This is a genomic window from Haloarcula regularis (genome assembly GCF_029338315.1).
GTDB lineage: Archaea > Halobacteriota > Halobacteria > Halobacteriales > Haloarculaceae > Haloarcula > Haloarcula regularis.
In genome coordinates, this window is the sequence record NZ_CP119794.1 from 2,086,839 (window position 1) to 2,103,157 (window position 16,319).

Annotated in this window: 17 protein-coding genes and 4 pseudogenes; 11 read left to right on the top strand and 10 right to left on the bottom strand. The window is 68.5% G+C overall.

Features of this window, described 5'->3' with window-relative positions:
• The first annotated feature begins 112 nt into the window (after positions 1–112).
• Positions 113–925: a sensor histidine kinase gene (locus P1N55_RS11210; protein WP_276275687.1), complete on the top strand. Its 813-nt coding sequence runs from the start codon at positions 113–115 to the stop codon at positions 923–925.
• Here P1N55_RS11210 and P1N55_RS11215 read toward each other — a convergent pair whose 3' ends face one another.
• Together P1N55_RS11215 and P1N55_RS19970 are read right to left on the bottom strand one after the other, a co-directional pair.
• Entirely contained in the window at positions 926–1,720 is a 795-nt protein-coding gene (locus tag P1N55_RS11215; protein ID WP_276275688.1) for a TrmB family transcriptional regulator sugar-binding domain-containing protein, read from the bottom strand.
• 47 nt (positions 1,721–1,767) lie between these two features.
• A pseudogene (locus P1N55_RS19970) lies at positions 1,768–1,989 on the bottom strand (helix-turn-helix domain-containing protein); the annotation flags it as partial.
• 60 nt (positions 1,990–2,049) lie between these two features.
• Here P1N55_RS19970 and P1N55_RS11220 point away from each other — a divergent pair.
• The 3 genes from P1N55_RS11220 (at position 2,050) to hisB (ending at position 4,407) form a co-directional block, all read left to right on the top strand.
• Positions 2,050–3,006, top strand: coding sequence for an MFS transporter (locus P1N55_RS11220; RefSeq protein ID WP_276275689.1), 957 nt, complete (start codon positions 2,050–2,052; stop codon positions 3,004–3,006).
• On the top strand, positions 2,997–3,257 hold the full coding sequence (locus P1N55_RS11225; RefSeq protein ID WP_276275690.1) for a hypothetical protein: 261 nt from the start codon (positions 2,997–2,999) through the stop codon (positions 3,255–3,257). The genes P1N55_RS11220 and P1N55_RS11225 overlap by 10 nt, the downstream gene beginning before the upstream one ends.
• A gap of 562 nt (positions 3,258–3,819) precedes the next feature.
• Positions 3,820–4,407: an imidazoleglycerol-phosphate dehydratase HisB gene (gene hisB, locus P1N55_RS11230; RefSeq protein ID WP_276275691.1), complete on the top strand. Its 588-nt coding sequence runs from the start codon at positions 3,820–3,822 to the stop codon at positions 4,405–4,407.
• Here hisB and P1N55_RS11235 read toward each other — a convergent pair whose 3' ends face one another.
• A complete protein-coding gene (locus P1N55_RS11235; RefSeq protein ID WP_276275692.1) occupies positions 4,408–4,614 on the bottom strand; it encodes a hypothetical protein in 207 nt (68 codons plus the stop codon).
• A gap of 192 nt (positions 4,615–4,806) precedes the next feature.
• On the opposite strand from P1N55_RS11235, the gene P1N55_RS11240 reads away from it, so the two are divergent.
• Positions 4,807–5,598 (top strand): hypothetical protein, encoded by a 792-nt coding sequence (locus tag P1N55_RS11240; RefSeq protein ID WP_276275693.1) that lies wholly within the window; start codon positions 4,807–4,809, stop codon positions 5,596–5,598.
• Positions 5,599–5,677: 79 nt separating this feature from the next.
• Here P1N55_RS11240 and P1N55_RS11245 read toward each other — a convergent pair whose 3' ends face one another.
• Positions 5,678–5,971, bottom strand: a complete 294-nt coding sequence (locus P1N55_RS11245) for a hypothetical protein (RefSeq protein ID WP_276275694.1) — start codon at positions 5,969–5,971, stop codon at positions 5,678–5,680.
• A 296-nt stretch (positions 5,972–6,267) separates the two neighbouring features.
• Between P1N55_RS11245 and P1N55_RS11250 the strand changes: the two genes are divergently transcribed.
• From P1N55_RS11250 to P1N55_RS11260, 3 genes and pseudogenes are all read left to right on the top strand, one after another.
• Positions 6,268–6,771, top strand: coding sequence for an amino acid-binding protein (locus P1N55_RS11250; RefSeq protein ID WP_276275695.1), 504 nt, complete (start codon positions 6,268–6,270; stop codon positions 6,769–6,771).
• Positions 6,772–6,773: 2 nt separating this feature from the next.
• Positions 6,774–7,087 (top strand): annotated as a pseudogene (locus P1N55_RS11255) (2Fe-2S iron-sulfur cluster-binding protein).
• A gap of 59 nt (positions 7,088–7,146) precedes the next feature.
• A complete protein-coding gene (locus P1N55_RS11260; RefSeq protein WP_276275696.1) occupies positions 7,147–7,701 on the top strand; it encodes a hypothetical protein in 555 nt (184 codons plus the stop codon).
• 16 nt (positions 7,702–7,717) lie between these two features.
• Here the strand turns inward: P1N55_RS11260 and P1N55_RS11265 are convergent, their stop codons facing one another.
• On the bottom strand, positions 7,718–8,239 hold the full coding sequence (locus tag P1N55_RS11265; RefSeq protein ID WP_276275697.1) for a GbsR/MarR family transcriptional regulator: 522 nt from the start codon (positions 8,237–8,239) through the stop codon (positions 7,718–7,720).
• 167 nt (positions 8,240–8,406) lie between these two features.
• Here P1N55_RS11265 and P1N55_RS11270 point away from each other — a divergent pair, with 167 nt between their 5' ends.
• Both P1N55_RS11270 and P1N55_RS11275 read left to right on the top strand, forming a co-directional pair.
• The gene (locus P1N55_RS11270) at positions 8,407–8,823 is read left to right on the top strand and encodes an ArsR/SmtB family transcription factor (RefSeq protein WP_276275698.1); all 417 of its coding nucleotides are present in this window, start codon (positions 8,407–8,409) and stop codon (positions 8,821–8,823) included.
• A 163-nt stretch (positions 8,824–8,986) separates the two neighbouring features.
• A complete protein-coding gene (locus P1N55_RS11275; RefSeq protein ID WP_276275699.1) occupies positions 8,987–9,589 on the top strand; it encodes an IMPACT family protein in 603 nt (200 codons plus the stop codon).
• A gap of 215 nt (positions 9,590–9,804) precedes the next feature.
• Here P1N55_RS11275 and upp read toward each other — a convergent pair whose 3' ends face one another.
• The 5 genes and pseudogenes from upp to P1N55_RS11300 form a co-directional block, all read right to left on the bottom strand.
• On the bottom strand, positions 9,805–10,482 hold the full coding sequence (gene upp, locus P1N55_RS11280) for a uracil phosphoribosyltransferase (RefSeq protein WP_276275700.1): 678 nt from the start codon (positions 10,480–10,482) through the stop codon (positions 9,805–9,807).
• 38 nt (positions 10,483–10,520) lie between these two features.
• Positions 10,521–13,233: pseudogene (locus P1N55_RS11285) on the bottom strand (TRAP transporter permease).
• Complete coding sequence (locus P1N55_RS11290) at positions 13,226–13,720, bottom strand: DUF1850 domain-containing protein (protein WP_276275701.1); 495 nt, start codon at positions 13,718–13,720, stop codon at positions 13,226–13,228. Before P1N55_RS11290 ends, P1N55_RS11285 begins: the two are co-directional and overlap by 8 nt.
• Before the next feature lie 51 nt (positions 13,721–13,771).
• Positions 13,772–14,824 (bottom strand): TAXI family TRAP transporter solute-binding subunit, encoded by a 1,053-nt coding sequence (locus P1N55_RS11295; RefSeq protein WP_276275702.1) that lies wholly within the window; start codon positions 14,822–14,824, stop codon positions 13,772–13,774.
• Positions 14,825–15,025: 201 nt separating this feature from the next.
• Positions 15,026–15,318 (bottom strand): annotated as a pseudogene (locus tag P1N55_RS11300) (type 1 glutamine amidotransferase domain-containing protein); the annotation flags it as partial.
• A gap of 199 nt (positions 15,319–15,517) precedes the next feature.
• On the opposite strand from P1N55_RS11300, the gene P1N55_RS11305 reads away from it, so the two are divergent.
• Entirely contained in the window at positions 15,518–16,228 is a 711-nt protein-coding gene (locus P1N55_RS11305) for a DUF5828 family protein (protein WP_276275704.1), read from the top strand.
• Positions 16,229–16,319 lie beyond the last annotated feature (91 nt).

Consider the following 16,319-nt stretch of genomic DNA (forward strand, 5'->3'; position numbering starts at 1 on the left):
GACCTCCGGTTCACCGTCGTCGGCGGGGACGAGCTCGAGCGAGGGGGCCTCTCGGCCGAGGAGATGACCGGGAAGCGACCCTCGGAGGTCTTCCCCCCCCGCGAACGCCGCGGTGCTCGAAGACGCCTACCGGGCGGCGCTTTCGGGCGAGAAACGGTCCTTCGAGGACAGCTACCAGGGCCGACACTACCACGTCCAGACCCTCCCGATCCGCGACGCGGACGGGACGGTCGCCGCCGGCATGGCCGTCGCCCAGAACATCACCGACCGGACGCACGCACGCGAGGCCCTCGAGGAGCGGAACCGACGGCTCGACGAGTTCGCAGCCGTGGTCTCACACGACCTTCGGGGCCCGCTGAACGTCGCGATGGGGCGTCTCGAGCTCGCACGCCAGGACTGCCGGAGCGACCACCTCGATCCCCTCGAGCGCGCCCACGAGCGCATGGAAGAGCTCGTCGAGAGCCTGTTGACCCTGGCCAGACAGGGCCAGCCCATCGGCGAGACGTCGGCGGCCGCCCTCGAGACGGTCGCCCAGGAGTGCTGGGCGACCGTCGCCACGGGCCCGGCGCGCCTCCGCGTCGACGGCGACTGTCGGTTCCAGGCCGACGACTCGCGGCTCCGGCAGCTGCTCGAGAACCTCTTTCGCAACGCCGTCGAACACGGGCCCGGCGAGGAGGACGGGACCGTGACGGTCCGCGTCGGGGCGCTCCCCGACGGCTTCTACGTCGAGGACGACGGGGTCGGCCTCACGGACCTCCAGGCGACCGACATCTTCGAGCGCGCGGTCACGACGAAGGCAAACGGGACCGGGTTCGGACTCACGACGGTCGGCGAGATCGTCGCGGCCCACGGGTGGTCGGTCGAGGCGCGCGACGGGGACGACGGGGGGTTCCGGGTCGAGATTACCGGCGTCGAGACGGCCTGACTACGCCCCGTCGTACAGCGTCACCGACTCGGCGGCGTAGCCCTCGTAGAACGGCACGATGCCGCCGTCGCCGCTGCCGGCCGCGAGCCGGCCGTCGGGCGTCGCGAAGGTCATCCCGTTCTCGATGGGGAAGTCGTTGGTCGCCTCGCCGACGAGGTTCTGGCTGACGTCGACGACCGGGACGCGCTCGTAGGTGGTGTCCGTGCCGGTCTCGACGTCACGGAGGGTGACGTCGGCCAGCAGGTCCCGCCCCGCGGCCCGGTGGAGCGCCGCGTTGGTCACGGCGGTCCGGAAGTGGTCGTACGACGCCGGCAGCGGGTCGGGGTCGGCGACGTACCGCGTGGTCGCCATCGGCCAGAAGTTGCTCACCGCGTTGCCGTAGAACGCCTCGCCGATGTCGCGCTGGGCGAACCCGAGCGCGTACTCGGCGCCGTGTCGGCCCGAGAGGACGCCGTGTGACCCCATCAGCCCCCGGGTCCCGTCGGTGATGACGTGGACCGGCCCGGGCATGTCCCACGTCCGGACCACGTCGGCGTAGCGGCCCCAGTCGACGGCGACGTCGTCCAGCGGCGAGACGGCAAGCAGGTAGACGAACACGCCGCGCTCGCGGGCGGCCGCCAGCGCGTCGCGCAACTGCTCGAACTCCGGGAACGGGAGGATGAGAAACGCCTCGTGAGTGGCGTCGGCGAGCGCGCTCCGAGCGCGCTTGCGGACCGTCGCGCGCGAGTGGAGCACCTCGACGGCCGTCTCCGGGTCGGTCGTCTCGTCGTACAGCGTCTCGATGCGGTCGCCCACTCCTCGAGGCGGGCCGAGAGCGACCCGACGGCTTCCTCGGGCGGACGGGCACGCAGGCGGGTCGGACTGGCCGTCTCGTCGATGGTCACGAGGCCGCGCTCGGCCAGCGACCCGGCTATCTCGTAGACGTACCCCTGCGAGACGTCCGCGGCCCGCGAGACCTCCTTCGTCGTCGCCGCGCCCGCCCGCAACACGGCGAGGTAGGCGGCGATCTCCTTCTCGGAGAGGCCGAACGTCGTCAGGTGGTCCCGGAGCGCCTCGGCAGTCATGGAAGACGGTTGTACAACTATATACAAAATATTTTTCCACTAGTACCTGCAGGCTCGAGTATGGCCGAGACGACCGCCGACGGCGAGCCCGCTCGGACGGGGACGAGCGCCGAGCGAGGCAACCGCCGCTGGTGGACCGCAGCCGTCTTCGCGTACATCGTCCTCGAGGGGGCGGGCCTCCAGATGCGCGGGGCCGTGGTCCCGGAACTGCGCCGGACCTTCCCCGTCACGGACTGGCAACTCGGACTGGTCGCGCCGGCGGGCACTCTCGGCTTCCTGGTCGTGGTGGTCCTGGTCGGGGCCGTCGCCGGCCAGTTCCGGACCCGGAGACTGCTCTTCCTGGGCGTGGTCGGCACCGGCGTGGGCGTCCTCCTGATGGGACTTGCCCCGTCGTTCGGGCTCTTCCTGGCCGCGCTCCTGGGCCGTGGCATGTTGACCGGCGTCGCCCGCGGCACCGACCGGCCGCTGTTGAGCCACCTCTACCCCGAAGCCCGCGGTCGCATCTTCGGCTACTACGACATGATGTGGGCCGTCGGCGCGACGGCGGGCCCGGTGCTCGTCGCCGTGGCCGTCTCGCTGGGGAACTGGCGCCTGGCGTACTTCGCGCTGGCGCTGGCCTTCGTCCCCGTCGCGGCGCTCGTCTGGTGGCTTCCGGCGCCGGAGGAGAACGGCGGGGACGCCCCGCTGGACGTCGCGGAGCTGCGCCGCATCGGCCGCCGCCCGGAGGTGGTGGCGATGGCGCTGGCCGTCTTCCTCTCGACGGCCGTCGAGGGCGGCCTGTTCACCTGGCTGACGACCTTCGCCGAGGGGCGGCTCACCGGGCCGCTCTCGACGGCGTCGCTGAGCGTCATGCTCGCCGCGTACGTCCCCGGCCGCCTGGTCTCGGGCCAGCTCTCCGAGCGCTTCGGGTACGTCCGCCTGAGCGTCGGCCTCGCCGCCGTCCTGATTCCGGCGCTGGGCTACACCTTCTCGCCGAGGGGCTGTGGCTCCTGGTCGGCTTCTTCGCCGTGGGGCTGACGGTGTCGGGCCTCTATCCGACGCTGCTGGCCTACGGCACCGAGGCCGTCCCCGAACACAGCGCCCCGGTCAACGCGATGGCGGCCGTCACCTCCGCGATGGGCATCGCCGCCGCCCCGGCGGTGATGGGCTTTGTTATCGGCGACGCCGGCGTCGCCTTTGCCATGCAGCTACTCGTCGTCCCGGCCGGACTGCTGCTCGTCCTCGTCGTCGCCACCGACCTGCTCGCCGGTCGGGCGAGCGGGAGCTGACGCGGCCGACTATCTCTCCGACGAGCGCCCGGACGAGCCCACGAGTCACGGCAGAACAGGGTGTAGGTGCCGCCGGCGACCAGGAGTCCTGTCTCCGTGTCCGTAGCGGAGAGAAAGCCCGCGAGCAAGAGGACGCCGCCGATGGCTTCGGCCCGGGACGTCATGTGAGAGACGACCGCAAACTCGGTCAAGGACCCCGGGCGGACGGGTGTCTGACGGCTGGCAGACGCCGGGACCGGTTCGGGTGCGGGGCGTGAACCGCTCGGAACACGTCCCCGCCAGCACGTCGCTCGGTGACCACCGACCGCGGGCGGGACTGAAAGGCAGCGAGGGACCGGTGGTCCCTCGGGCCGTGCGAACGGGCACTGCCTGCCCGTGAGCAGAGGCCGCGCCATGCGCGAACCCCGACGACGTGAGCACCGCAGGAGTGAGCGACGTGAACGACGAGGAGCGCAGCGAGTCGCGGGAGCGCATGGTGTGGGGACTTTCGGGTTTACAACCCGATTCCAGGCGATAGCTAGCGGGCGCAATCCCCAAATACGCGGGCCGTGACGTGTCGGGTATGACCGACCGCACGGCGGCCGTGACGCGCGAGACGGCCGAGACCGACATCGACGTGACGCTCGACGTCGACGGGGACGGCGACAGCACCGTCGACACCGGCGTGGGCTTCTTCGACCATATGTTGACGTCGTTTGCGACCCACGGCCTGTTCGACCTCACCGTCGACTGCGACGGCGACCTGGAGATAGACGCCCACCACACCGTCGAGGACGTGGCCATCACCATCGGCCAGGCCTTCGACGAGGCGCTGGGCGAGAAGCGGGGCATCCGGCGCTTCGCCGACCGCAAGGTGCCGCTGGACGAGGCCGTCGCCAGCGTCGTCGTCGACGTCTCGGGCCGGCCGTACTTCTCGTTCGACGGCGAATTCTCCCAGGCAGAGGTCGGCGGGATGGCCAGCCACATGGCGAAGCACTTCTGTCGCTCGCTTTCGACGAACGCCGGGCTCACCCTGCACTGTGGCGTCGAGGGCGAGAACGCCCACCACGAGGTCGAGGCGCTGTTCAAGGGCCTAGCGCGGGCGTTAGACGACGCTACGCGCATCGACGAGCGCCGGTCGGACGTCGCGAGCACGAAAGGCGAGCTGTAGTCAGTCGTCGCCGTCCCAGAAGCGGTCGACGAGGACGACGCCGACGGCCAGCAGGAGGACGCTCGCGACGAGGGGGACGGTCCCGTCACCGAGGCCGAGGAGCGCCGCGACCGGGGAGTCCCGGCCGTGGCGGGTGCCGAACACGAGGATGCCGGCGAGGCCGACCGTCCCGACCACTCCACCGACGTTCGCCAGAGCGGGGGGCATAGCCGCGACTGTCACCAGGGACGGGCTAATAGGTTCGGCCGGCCACGGGGCCGGCCGGTCCGCGGATCCGACCTGTCAGCCGGGTAGAGTGGACGTGTTGTCTCTTGTCTGATACGAGGGTCCCCTACCGTGACTCAAGCCCGAGTTTGAGCCACGCCCACCTATTACTGCCCGCCGGGCGTCGGCCGTGGTATGGAACGGCGTTATCTCGTCGCAGTCTTCGTCGGACTTCTCGCGATAGTCGTGGCCGCCGCCGTCCTTGCGGTCCCCGGGTCCTCGCCGGCGGGTCCCCTCGACGGCGACCAGTCCTATCCCGAGGGAGCCGGACCGGACCACGTCAATTTCTCGGCTCTGGAGGCTGACGGGACGAACGTCTCGAACGCGCCGCGGGCCCACTGGGACACCTACGCAATCGTCTACAGCGCCCCCGAAGAGCGCCGACTCGTGGAGGGCGAGTACTACATCGACGCCACCACGGGGGCCATCGTCGGCCAGCGCTGGCACGACGGCAGGGTGTACATCAACGGGTCGACCTACGCGTTCGTCCAGCCGGCCGACAGCATCCCGGCCCACCAGCGCGAGCAGTTCGACTCGGACCCGCAGTTCGTCTACGACGAGGCGACCGAGGCCTACTACCGGTACGACCCGCACTACGGAGAGATTGCTCCGACGAACATCGGCCGCCACCCCGACATCCTCCGCGGGTACACGTGGACGGCCACCAACACGACGACCCACCACGGCGTCCCCGTCATCACCTACCGCGTCACCGGCGTCCGGTCGACCGCCGCCGACGTCCCGCCGCCGAGCAACGGCACGCTCCGCCTCGGACTGGACGACGGGGTCGTCTACGCGTTCGACCTCACGCTCGACGCCGACGGGGACACCTACCGGTACACCTACGACGTGCGTCCCGCGCCCTTCCCGGACCACGACTGGGTCGACACCGCGCGGGCGGTCGCCGCCAACGGGTCCGCGGAGTGAGGCGCGAGGGGCGAGCACACCGGTCCCGCACTCCCGTCAGTCACTGCCCGAGCGACCGCTCGATGGACCTGCGACGCCGCTATCTTCGTTCCAACGTCCCTTCGGCGTGGATGTCGAAGGCGACGCTGTCGTCGCCATCGCCGGTCGGGACGAAGTGGACGTGGTCTTTGTCTGTCGGTGTACTGTTGTTCTCCCACACGTCGTACCGGACGACGTACGGTCTGGCCTCGGCGACGGCTTCCCGTCGTGCCGTCGCCTGTGGCCCGACGGCGAGCTGTTCGCTGTACTCCCTCGCCGCCGATCGGGACTGCGTCCCGTCGGTCCGAAACAGGGCGAAATCGACGGTGTACTGGCTGTCAGTGTGGTTGAACACGGCGAGGTCGAGGACCGCTGACTGAGAGAAGAGCGTCGAACAACCGGCCCAGCTGGCCAGTACACCGGTCGTCCCGAGGAGGAGTGGCGGCGGTCCATGTTCGTGATGGCCGCTCGAAAAGCAAGTATCTTGTCAGTACCGAGCGTTGCTCGTCTTCCACAACAGCGAGTGCGAACGTCGCCACGAACGGCTGGACGGGGCCGGGAGACCAGCACCCGGGCGGACGGGCCAACAGGACCGGCCAGCGAGCCGGAACAAGCGGTGCAATATTACGCCCGGCACCCGTGGCTCCGGGCATGTTCGACGAGATCATGCAGAAGTTCGAGGACTCGCCGGGCCAGCAGGACGTCATCCGCCTCCTGCTGGAGCGGGGGTTCTCGGTCAACGACGAGGGGCGGGTGGTCTCGGGGGGCATCGAGATCCCCAACACCGGCATCGCCCGCGAGGCCGGGGTCGACCGGCGCGTCGTCAACGCCACGACCGACGCCATCCTCGCCGACGACGAGCTGCGGCGCATCTTCGGCAACATCTCCGCCGTCCCCAGCCTGCTGGACCTCGCCCCCGTCCTCGACCTGACCGCTATCACCGTCCACGTTCGGGAGGCAGAGGAGGCCGGCATCGTCGCCACCGTCACCAGCGCCATCGCGGACCACGGCATCAGCATCCGGCAGGTCCTCACCGAGGACCCGGAGTTCACCGACGAGGCGGTGCTGTACGTCATCACCGACGAGCAGTTGCCCGGCGACCTCATCAACGAGATCCGCGCGCTGCCGTTCGTGCGGACCATCGAACTGGCCTGACGATGGCGACCATCACCGTCCGGACGCCCGACGGCGAGACCTACGAACTGACCGCCGACGCCGGGGCGGTCCTGCGCGACGTGCTCCTGGAGGCGGGCCTGTCGCCACACGGCCGGTACGCCCGCCGGGTCAACTGCGGCGGGCGTGGCATCTGTGCGACCTGTGGGATGCGGCTGGCCGACCCACCGGCCCCGAGCACTGGCACGACGACCTAGCCGGCCGGTTTGGCTACCCGCGCCTCGCCTGTCAGCTCCGGGTCCGTGACGGGATGGCCGTTCGACTGCTGGACAAGCGTGCGTGGGGCGGGCGGGAGTAGAGCCGTCGACGCTCGAAGGAGGTCGGGGATTTTTAGCGAGCCAGTGGGTACGTCCGCCAATGGCCAACTACGAGGCGATCGACCCGGCTGTCGAGGTACACGGGCAGACGATACAGACCGTGATCGAGGACGCACTGGCCCGGTTCTCGGCTGAGTACCAGGAGCTGGCGCGCGAGGCGCTGGCCGAAAACGGAGTCGAGGACCCGTCGCCCGAGGGGTGGTACCCCCAGCAGGCGTGGCTGAACACCTTCGAGACCCTCGCCGCGGAGACGGAGCCACACATCCTGGATCGCCTGGGTGAACAGATCCCCGACGTCGTCGAGTGGCCGTCGGGAGTGTCGAGCGTCGAGGCGGGGCTGGCGGCGATCGACGAGGCGTATCAACTGAACCACAGGGGGAGCGACGAGATCGGCTACTACCGCTTCGAATCGGTCGACGAACGAACTGCCAGGATGACGTGCAAGAACCCGTATCCCTGTCCGTTCGACCGGGGACTGATACGGGCGGTCGCGCGGCGGAACGCGCCCGTCGAGTCGTTCGTCTTCGTCGAGGAGCGCGGCGACGAGTGCCGGCGGACGGGCGGAGAGCAGTGTACGTACACGGTCTCGTGGTAGGTCCGGCGACGGGCCGCTAGTCCAGATCCGACTGCTCGATCGCGGCAATCAGTTCCTCCGGGGAGTGGTTCATCGCCATCGTCAGCAGCGTCTGGAACTGTTCGTAGGTCTCCGCGAGGTCCGCGATCTGCTCGCGGCGCCGGTCGCTGCGGTCCCCGTCGAGGTCCTCGAGGTCGTCGAGCGCTCGCTCGAAGGTCCGCTGTGTCAGCTCCATCTCCCGGTCGACGTACTGTCTGAAGACGTCCTGGACGACGAACCAGAGGTCCGACTCCGGCGCGAAGCGGACGCGCCGACCACCGCCCTGGGACGACCGCCGGTGGATCATCCCGATACGTGTGAGCTTGCGGGTGACGGTGCTGATGGTGGACTTCGCGTAGCCGGTCTCCTCGACGAGTTCGGGGATCGAAAGGGGGCCGTCGGCGAAGTAGAGCACGCCGTAGACGCGTCCGGCGCTCCGGCTGAGGCCGTAGACTTCGGCCGACCGTTCGATCGATTCGATCACGTCCTCCGTGACGACCGCCGTTTCGTCGCTCGTCATCGGTGGCGGGTCGACGGCATCGAGGGAGACGGTTGGCGCTCGGTCATCGGGTTCATACAATAGACCGTAAGTATTAAATTGTTTGGATTGTTTGTTCAGCATGAGCCGAACAAACAGAACAATCGGCTCGTACCCGGCGGCACGTGACCGCCACCGGGCGTGATATCATGTCAACACCATTCCCGCTTCGGCCCGCTGTCGAACACACACCGGAGTCAGTGTCGACGTTCGCCTTCGGAGACGACGAGACGGCAGCAGTCCTCGAGACGCTCACCTCGGAGAAGGCCCGGGCCATCCTCGCAGCGGTGGCCGAACGGCCCGGGACCGCATCCGACGTCGCGACCCGCGTCGATACCTCCCTGCAGAACGCCCACTATCATCTCACGAACCTCTCGGACGCGGGTCTCGTCACCGACGCCGGAACCTGGTACTCCTCGAAAGGGACGGCGATGACCGTCTACGCGGTCACGAGCGAACGCCTCGAGCTCCGTCTCGATCCGAACGAAGCGTCGGCGGCGATGGAGCCGACGCTGGCACCGGCCCCGGAGTCGCCGCCAACCGATACCACGACGATGCGCGAGTGACGCGACGCGCACCGCTCACGGCCGGTCCCCGGTTCTCGATTGCGTCGTCGCAGTCTGCCGAACATACCGAGCAACCGGTGGGTCCGTCTGTCGGCTCACCCGGCCGGACCGGAGCAACGTCCGAACGACAAGGGCTATCGGCCCTCCGGCGCTACCGGCGGGCGTGACAGACACGTACCGGACCGTCGCCGGCCGCGGCGAGGCGCGCTTCGAGGTACGGGGCTCCGAGTTCATCGGCCACGTCGCGCCCGCGACCACCGTCGACGAGGCCGAAGCGTTCGTCGCGTCTGTCCGGGAGGAGTACGCCGACGCGACGCACAACGTCCCCGCCTACCGTGTCCGGGCCGACCCCTTCCGCGAGTATTCGAGCGACGACGCCGAACCCTCGGGGAGCGCCGGCAAACCCGCGCTGAACGTCCTCCAGCAGCGCGAGGTAGAGAACGTCGTCGCCGTCGTCACCCGGTACTACGGCGGGACCAACCTCGGGGTGGGCGGACTGGCCCGCGCGTACGCGAGAGCCGTCAAGGACGCCGTCGACGCCGCCGACGTCGTCGAGGAGGTACCCCACGAGACGTTCGCCGTCACCGTCGAGTACGACGACTCGGGGAGCGTCCGGGGACTGCTCGAATCGGCCGGCGTGGAGTTCGAGGCCGCCTACGAGGCCGACGTGACCTTCGACGTGCGCGTCCCGACGGCCGAGGGTGCGGCCCTGCGCGACCGCATCCGGAGCGCGACCAGCGGGCGGGCCGACATCGACGTCGACTGACGCCCCTCGACAACTGTTGACAAGTGTGACGACGGACCGGTCCCTGACCCGTCATGCGAGCGTCCGACACGAGTTCGAGTGGAGATGTGAACCGGACGCAGGCTGTCGAATTTCCAACCGAAAGAGAGGGGTTCGACACCTGACGAACAGGCGGGGTGAGTCGACGAGTGCCCACCTGTTGGCCCATCCCACGCAAAAGGGTGTCGGCTCGCGGGTCAGCCGGTCCGGAAGGCTCGGTCGCCCGCGTCGCCCAGGCCGGGGACGATGAAGCCGTCCTCGTCGAGTTCGTCGTCGATGGCCACGGTCAGCAGGTCGACGTCCGGGAACGCCTCGGCGAGGCGGACGATGCCCGGCGGCGCGGCCACCGCCGAGAGGACGATGAGGTGTTCGGGCGTGGGCGCGTTCTCGGTGATCTCCGCTAAGACCGTACACATCGTCGATCCCGTCGCCAGCATCGGGTCGGCGACGATGACCGTATCTTCCGTGGTGATGTCGGGCATCTTCACGTAGTCGACAGCGATGGGGAACTGGCCGTCGTCGTCCATCCCGGCCGACTCGTCGCGGCTGGCGGAGATGACGCCCTGGCGGGCGCGCGGGAACGCCTTCAACAGGCCCTCAACGAACGGCGTGGCCGCACGCAGGACGTTGACGATTACCACGTCGTCCAGTCCCTGGACCCGTTCGCCCATGGTCGTGGTCAGGGGCGTCTCTATCTCGACGTACTCGGTCTCCATCCGGCCGTCGATGATCTCGTAGCCACAGATGCGGCCCAGGCGGACCAGTCCCTTGCGGAACTCGACCTGTTCGGTCCCCACGTCGCGGATGCGGGACAGTTCGTCTTTCGCGAGCGCGTGGGTGACGAGCGAGGCCTCACCGCGCTGTTCGAGTGACATAGCCCGGCTGTCGACCGGCACGGTGTTAAGTCGTTCTCTCAGGCCGACTCGGGCGAGGACGGCTGGTCGGCAAGCGCGCGACCCGCCTGTCGGTTCTTCGTGACCAGCGCCACGAACAGGACCAGGCCCAGGCCCCGAAGGACCAGGTCCATCGCCAGGGTCATCTCGCCGCCGCCCAGCCCCAGCAGGCCCGTGATGTCGTAGACCGTCGAGACGACTAGGCCGGGCGCCATCAGCAGGACCGAGCTGAGCGCGAAGGCGGTCCGTTCGAACCGGCTGACCGGCGCGGAGACGTACCCGATGACCGTCGCGGCCAGCGCCACGACGCCGATGAACACCCAGCACCGGGATGAGGACGTCGAAGACGGCGAAGGCGGGGTCGGCGAAGTCGGCCAGCGTGACGACGCGGAACTGGTCGCCGACCGGGAGGTCGCCCGGTTGCCGGCGCAGGAGGACGATGCCCGGCGAGAGGATAAAGGCGAAGGGCACGATGGCCTTGTTCAGCGACAGCGAGAACGCCTCGATGCCGGTCTGGAAGGCGTCGGACTTTGCCACCCCCGCGGCCGCGTACGCCGCGACGGCCACCGGTGGGGTGATGTCTGCGATCACCCCGAAATAGAGGATAAAGAGGTGGGCCGCCAGCAGCGGCACCCCGAAGGAGGTCAGCGCGGGCGCCAGCAACGAGACGAGGATGATGTAGGTGACCGTCGTCGGCATCCCCATCCCGAGGATGATGGAGGCGACGGCGGTGACCAGCAACAGGAGCAACAGCGACCCGCCGGCGATGGTCCGGATGAGCGCCACGAGGTTCGGGCCCAGCCCAGAGACGCTGATGACGCCGGGGATGATGCCGGCAGCGGCGACGGCGATGACGACCGGGACGGCGGTGCGGGCGCCGCCCTCCATCGACTTCCCGACGAAGACGCCGAACTTGTAGACGCCGTTCGTGGCCCACTCCGAGCGGCCGATGGCGGACGCGGTGGTCTCGGCAGCGTCGTCGACGGCCCGGTCGAACTCCAGCAGCGGCGCGTCGACGTAGGGGTGGCTCAGGAGCGTGAGGACGCCGGAGACGATGGCGATGCCACCGAGACCGCCGACCGTCGCCGAGAAGGCGGCGCCGACCGGCTGGGGCCCGGTGCCGGTGCCCGCGATGGCCCCGATGACGTTCGCACCCGCGAGCAGCTGCCCGAGGAAGTTCCCGACGAACAGCAGGGCGAAGATGCCGGCGAGTCGCCCGCGCGTCTCGTCGCTGTAGGCCGCGACCAGCGCGATGAGCGCACCGATGGCGATGAGGGTGAACCACGCAGAGCGGGCAACCGAGAGGCGTTCGACGAGCAGGTAGTAGAGCAACAGCCCGATGGGAACCAGGTAGAACCACCCCGAGCGCATGTGTGTCCTGACGTCGACGAGCTCCGCGGGGTCCAAACCGCCGATGTTCTGCTTGACGGCCTCGAAGTGGACCATCACCCAGACGCCGAAGAAGAAGACGACGGCGGGGATGGCCGCGGCGATGATGACCTCGCGGAACGGCGTCGCCGTGTACTGGACGATGAGGAAGGCGGCCGCGCCCATCACCGGCGGGAGAATCTGCCCGCCCGACGACGCCGAGGCTTCGACCCCGCCGGCGAACTCCGGCCGGTAGCCCGAGCGCTTCATCAGCGGGATGGTGAACGCGCCAGTGGTCACCGTGTTCGCGATGGAGGAGCCCGAGATCGTGCCCATGAAGCCGCTGGCGAGGATGCTCGCCTTCGCCGGGCCGCCCCGGCGCGTGCCAGTCGCCGCGTAGGCCAGGTCGATGAACCACTGGCCCGCCCCGGACATCTCGAGGAAGGCGCCAAAGAGGATGAAGATGTAGATGAACTGCACGGAGACGGTGACCGGGATGCCGAACACACCGTTTTCCGTATTGTACCAGAGGTTCTGGATGATGCTGGGCCACTCCAGGGGCGGAATCGAGAGGACGCCGATGTAGGCGGCGTTCTGTGGAATCATGAACCCCCAGCGGGCGTAGACGATGAAGGCCGCGACGATGAACATCAGGTAGAGGCTGATAGCCCGGCGGGTCGCCTCCAGCACCAGCAGGACGCCGATGACCCCGAGCAGGAACGCATAGGAGACGTCGGTTATCGGACCGAACACGCCCGCAATGGAGTCCATCCAGGAGAACAGCAGCGTCTCCTGGATTGGGCGTCCCGCCTCAAGGCCCAGCGCGCGCATGCGCTGGATCTCGGAGAAGTCGGTGATGAAGTAGGCGGCCGCGAACACCGAGACGAGCATCAACACCGCGTCGAACGGCGTGATGCGGTCGAAGTCGGGGTCGACGAACAGCCACCGCAGGCCGGCGCCGACGCGGCGGACGGCCCGCGTGACCGGATGGTCGGCACCGAACCGGTCCTCCAGCGACGCGGCGAGCGCCGCGGCGCGCGCCGCGAAGGGGCCGTCGCCGGTGCTCGGCGGATAGAGCATGAAGGCGAGCACCAGGCCGAAGGCGACGTGGACGGCGTTGATCTGGAGCAACTGGAGCGAGGCGAACTCGATCTCGCCGAGGACGGGGAGGTCGATCGAGAGGACGAACCCCTTCGCGGCCAGCCACATCTGGAAGATAGAAAAGGAGATCCCGACGATGGCGACGACGACGGCTGCCCACCCCTGGAGCGAACGTTTCCGCTCTATCTCCTGGAGCATCTCGTCTACTTCCTCGTCCGATACTCGGTCGTCAGTCGGGTCGTCCGGTGGGTGCTGGTCAGCCATGGATACTCAGTCCGAAGGTGGAGGTCTCCAGCGGGGAGCGGCGGGTCACGTAGATGTCGACGGCGTTGCCGTCCGAGAGGGCGACCAGGTCGTAGGTCTCGTCGTCGACGTGGAGCCGGTGGCCGGCGATTTCGCCCGGCGAGACGGTGATGCGTTCGAACTGCCCCGGCGGGTCGAAGACGAAGGTCCCGTTCTCCCGCGTGACGTTCTCGCGGGCGGGCAGGCCCCAGCCGTAGGATTCGAACTCCATGCGCGTCATCTCGAGTTCGTCGCCCCGCACGGTGTAGCCGTCGTAGACGCGGGTTTTCTCGACGGAGTGGGTGTACTCGAGGGCGACGGTCGTGCCGTTCGAGACGGGGGTCGTCAGGTACGTCTCACCGGTCTCGGTGTCTGCGACGACGAGAACCCTGTCAGGCGTCGCTGCGGCGGCACCGCCCACGACGAGCAGGCCAGCGAGGACGACGAGGACAGCGGTTTGCCGACGCATAACGACCAGTGGGTTCGGGTCCTTTGAAAACGATGCGGTCGGTGCCGGTGCCTACATGTCGAAGTAGGCGGCCGCGCCGGGGTGCAGCTCGATGGACATGCCGTCCTGAGCCGACTCCCTGCTGATGAAGTCCGTCTTGATGGTCAGGTCGTCGACGTTGTCGAAGATGGCCGCGGTGACCGTCTCGACGGTGGATTCGGGCTGTTCGGCGTTGGTCGCGATCATCGCCTGGACGGCGACGGTCTCGACGGCCTCGCCGACGCCGGAGTAGGTACCCGCCGGGATGGTGTCGTCGGCGAACCAGGACGCGGCCTCCTTGACCGCCTCGCGGTTGTCGCCCGCGATGGGGACGATGTTGACGTTGTTGGTCGTCGCGAGGTCCTCGATGGCGCCGACGGGCCACCCGCCGACGACGAAGGCGGCGTCGATGTCGCCGTTGCGGAGCTGGTCGGCCGCCTGCGAGAACGAGGCGTTCTGCTCGTTGAAGTCGGTGATGCCGACCGCCTCGAGGATCTGGTTGGCGTTTACCTGCGTCCCGGAGCCGAGGTCGCCGGTGTTGATCGTCGCGCCCGAGAGGTCCGACAGCGTCTCGATGCCGGTATCCTGGAGCGTCACGACCGTGATCGTCTCGGGGTAGAGCGTCGCGACGCCCATGAGGTTCTCGACGGCGTTGCCCTGGAACGCCTCGATACCGGTCCCGTTCTTCGCGAAGTAGGCGACGTCGTTCTGGATGAGCGCGAAGTCGGCGTCGCCGCTCGCGAGACTCCCGACGTTCTCGACGGACGCCCCCGTCGACTGGACGTTCAGCGTGAAGTCGGTGTTGTCCTCGACGACCGTCTTGAACTCGTTCGAGAGCGGGAAGTACGTCCCGCCGGTCCCGCCGGCGTGCCACGAGAGACGCGTCTCGGTGTCGCCGCCGTCACTGCCGCCGTCGCCACCGTCGCCACCGTCGCCACCGTCGCTGCCACCGTCGCCACCGTCGCTGCCACCGTCGCCACCGTCGCTGCCACCGTCGCCGCCGTCGCCGCCACAGCCGGCGAGGGCAACGACGCCAGCCACACCTGCAGTCTGAAGGAACCGTCTTCGAGTCGACTTTTCTGTCATACGGCGTAGGTCTTGAGGCCGGAGACATATTAATCCTGCTGTATGTTCTACATCCGTATGAGTTATATCACGCCGCCATCTGCCGATTATCTCACAAATAGTTTACAATCCGAAATAATCAGGCAGAACCGGGCGCGGGTGGCAGCGGGCCCCTACACGGGCAGCTTCGACGTCGAGTTCCGCGAGCGGCGTCCGTGCGGCCTCGCCCGCGACTGCCTCCCGGAGCAGGCGGGGTGCGTCGCTGTCCGAGTTGACGTCCCATCCGGTGCCGTGGAGCCGGGACAGACGACGGCGTCGTCGGCCACCGTCTCGGCGACAGGAATCGAGTCGTTGCGCCGCTCGTCGGTCGCGTGGACCGTCCGGACGCGCTCGGCCGGGTCAACATCGGCGTTCGCGGGGTCGACCGAGCGCTCGTCCAGCACCGACGACGATCCGGTCGGCGTCGCGACGGTGACGTCGACGCCCGCTTCCGTGCGCGGTGTCGGCGGCTCGATGCACTCCTCGCCTCAGTACCCGTGCTCGCTGACGACGACCAGTGTGGCAGTCATCGCGTCCGCGTTGTGTCTCGAGAGGCAAATGCGACCCGGCCGTCCGGGGCGGAACAGTTATTCGACCCCAAGCCAAAGGGGGGCGATAAGATGGACGGTCACGACGGAGCGACGCGGCGACTGCCCACGGGTTCACGATTCTACGATGGCTGACATCGAAGAGAGCGTCTCGGGGTTCAAGACGCAAGGCGGCTGGGTCGACGTCGTCGAGCACGGCGAGCGCATCACGCAGGCGCTGAAGAATCTGCTCGCCGACGAGGACGTCGACGCCGACATCGACAGCGACGCCCTCGCCGAGTTCGACGAGTGGCGGCCCAAGAGCCACGAACGGCTCGACGAGGACGTCAACGAGAAGACCGCAGAGCAAGCAAGCGTCAACGAGGGCAAGGGCGAGCAGGCGGGCAAGGACCCCGACGAGGACCTCCAGACCGCCGGCGAGAAGCTGAGCGAGTCCTACGAGAACTTAGACGAACCGAGCGAGGCGATGGACAAGTGGGGCGAGTCCGTCGACTACGTCACCCGCGCGGCCGACTCGGCCGGCCGGAAGGCGCTTCGCAAGGTCGAGGACGCCGTCTACAAGAACGTGATGACCCAGATCGCACCCTACTATTTCGACAACGGACTGGTCAGTGCGAACCTCCGGCGCATCAACGGCGACGACCGGCCCGAGTACGTCTTCGAGGTCAACGTCAACGACGACGACCTGAAGATGCGCGTCTCGAACACGCTGGCGGACTTCGAGCAGTCGGTCGACCGCTGGCACGTCGACACGGAGAAGGCCACCGACGCGGTCGAAGCCGCGGAGGGCGTGGAAGCGACCGAACCCGGTGACGAGACCGACGCCAAGACGAACTGAGGGGGTGGCCGGCAGAGGCGGGCCCGCCGCGGGGCGTGGTACTCGACCACAACCCCCTTCGCTTCGACTGGAGATAGCAGGCGCGGAGCGG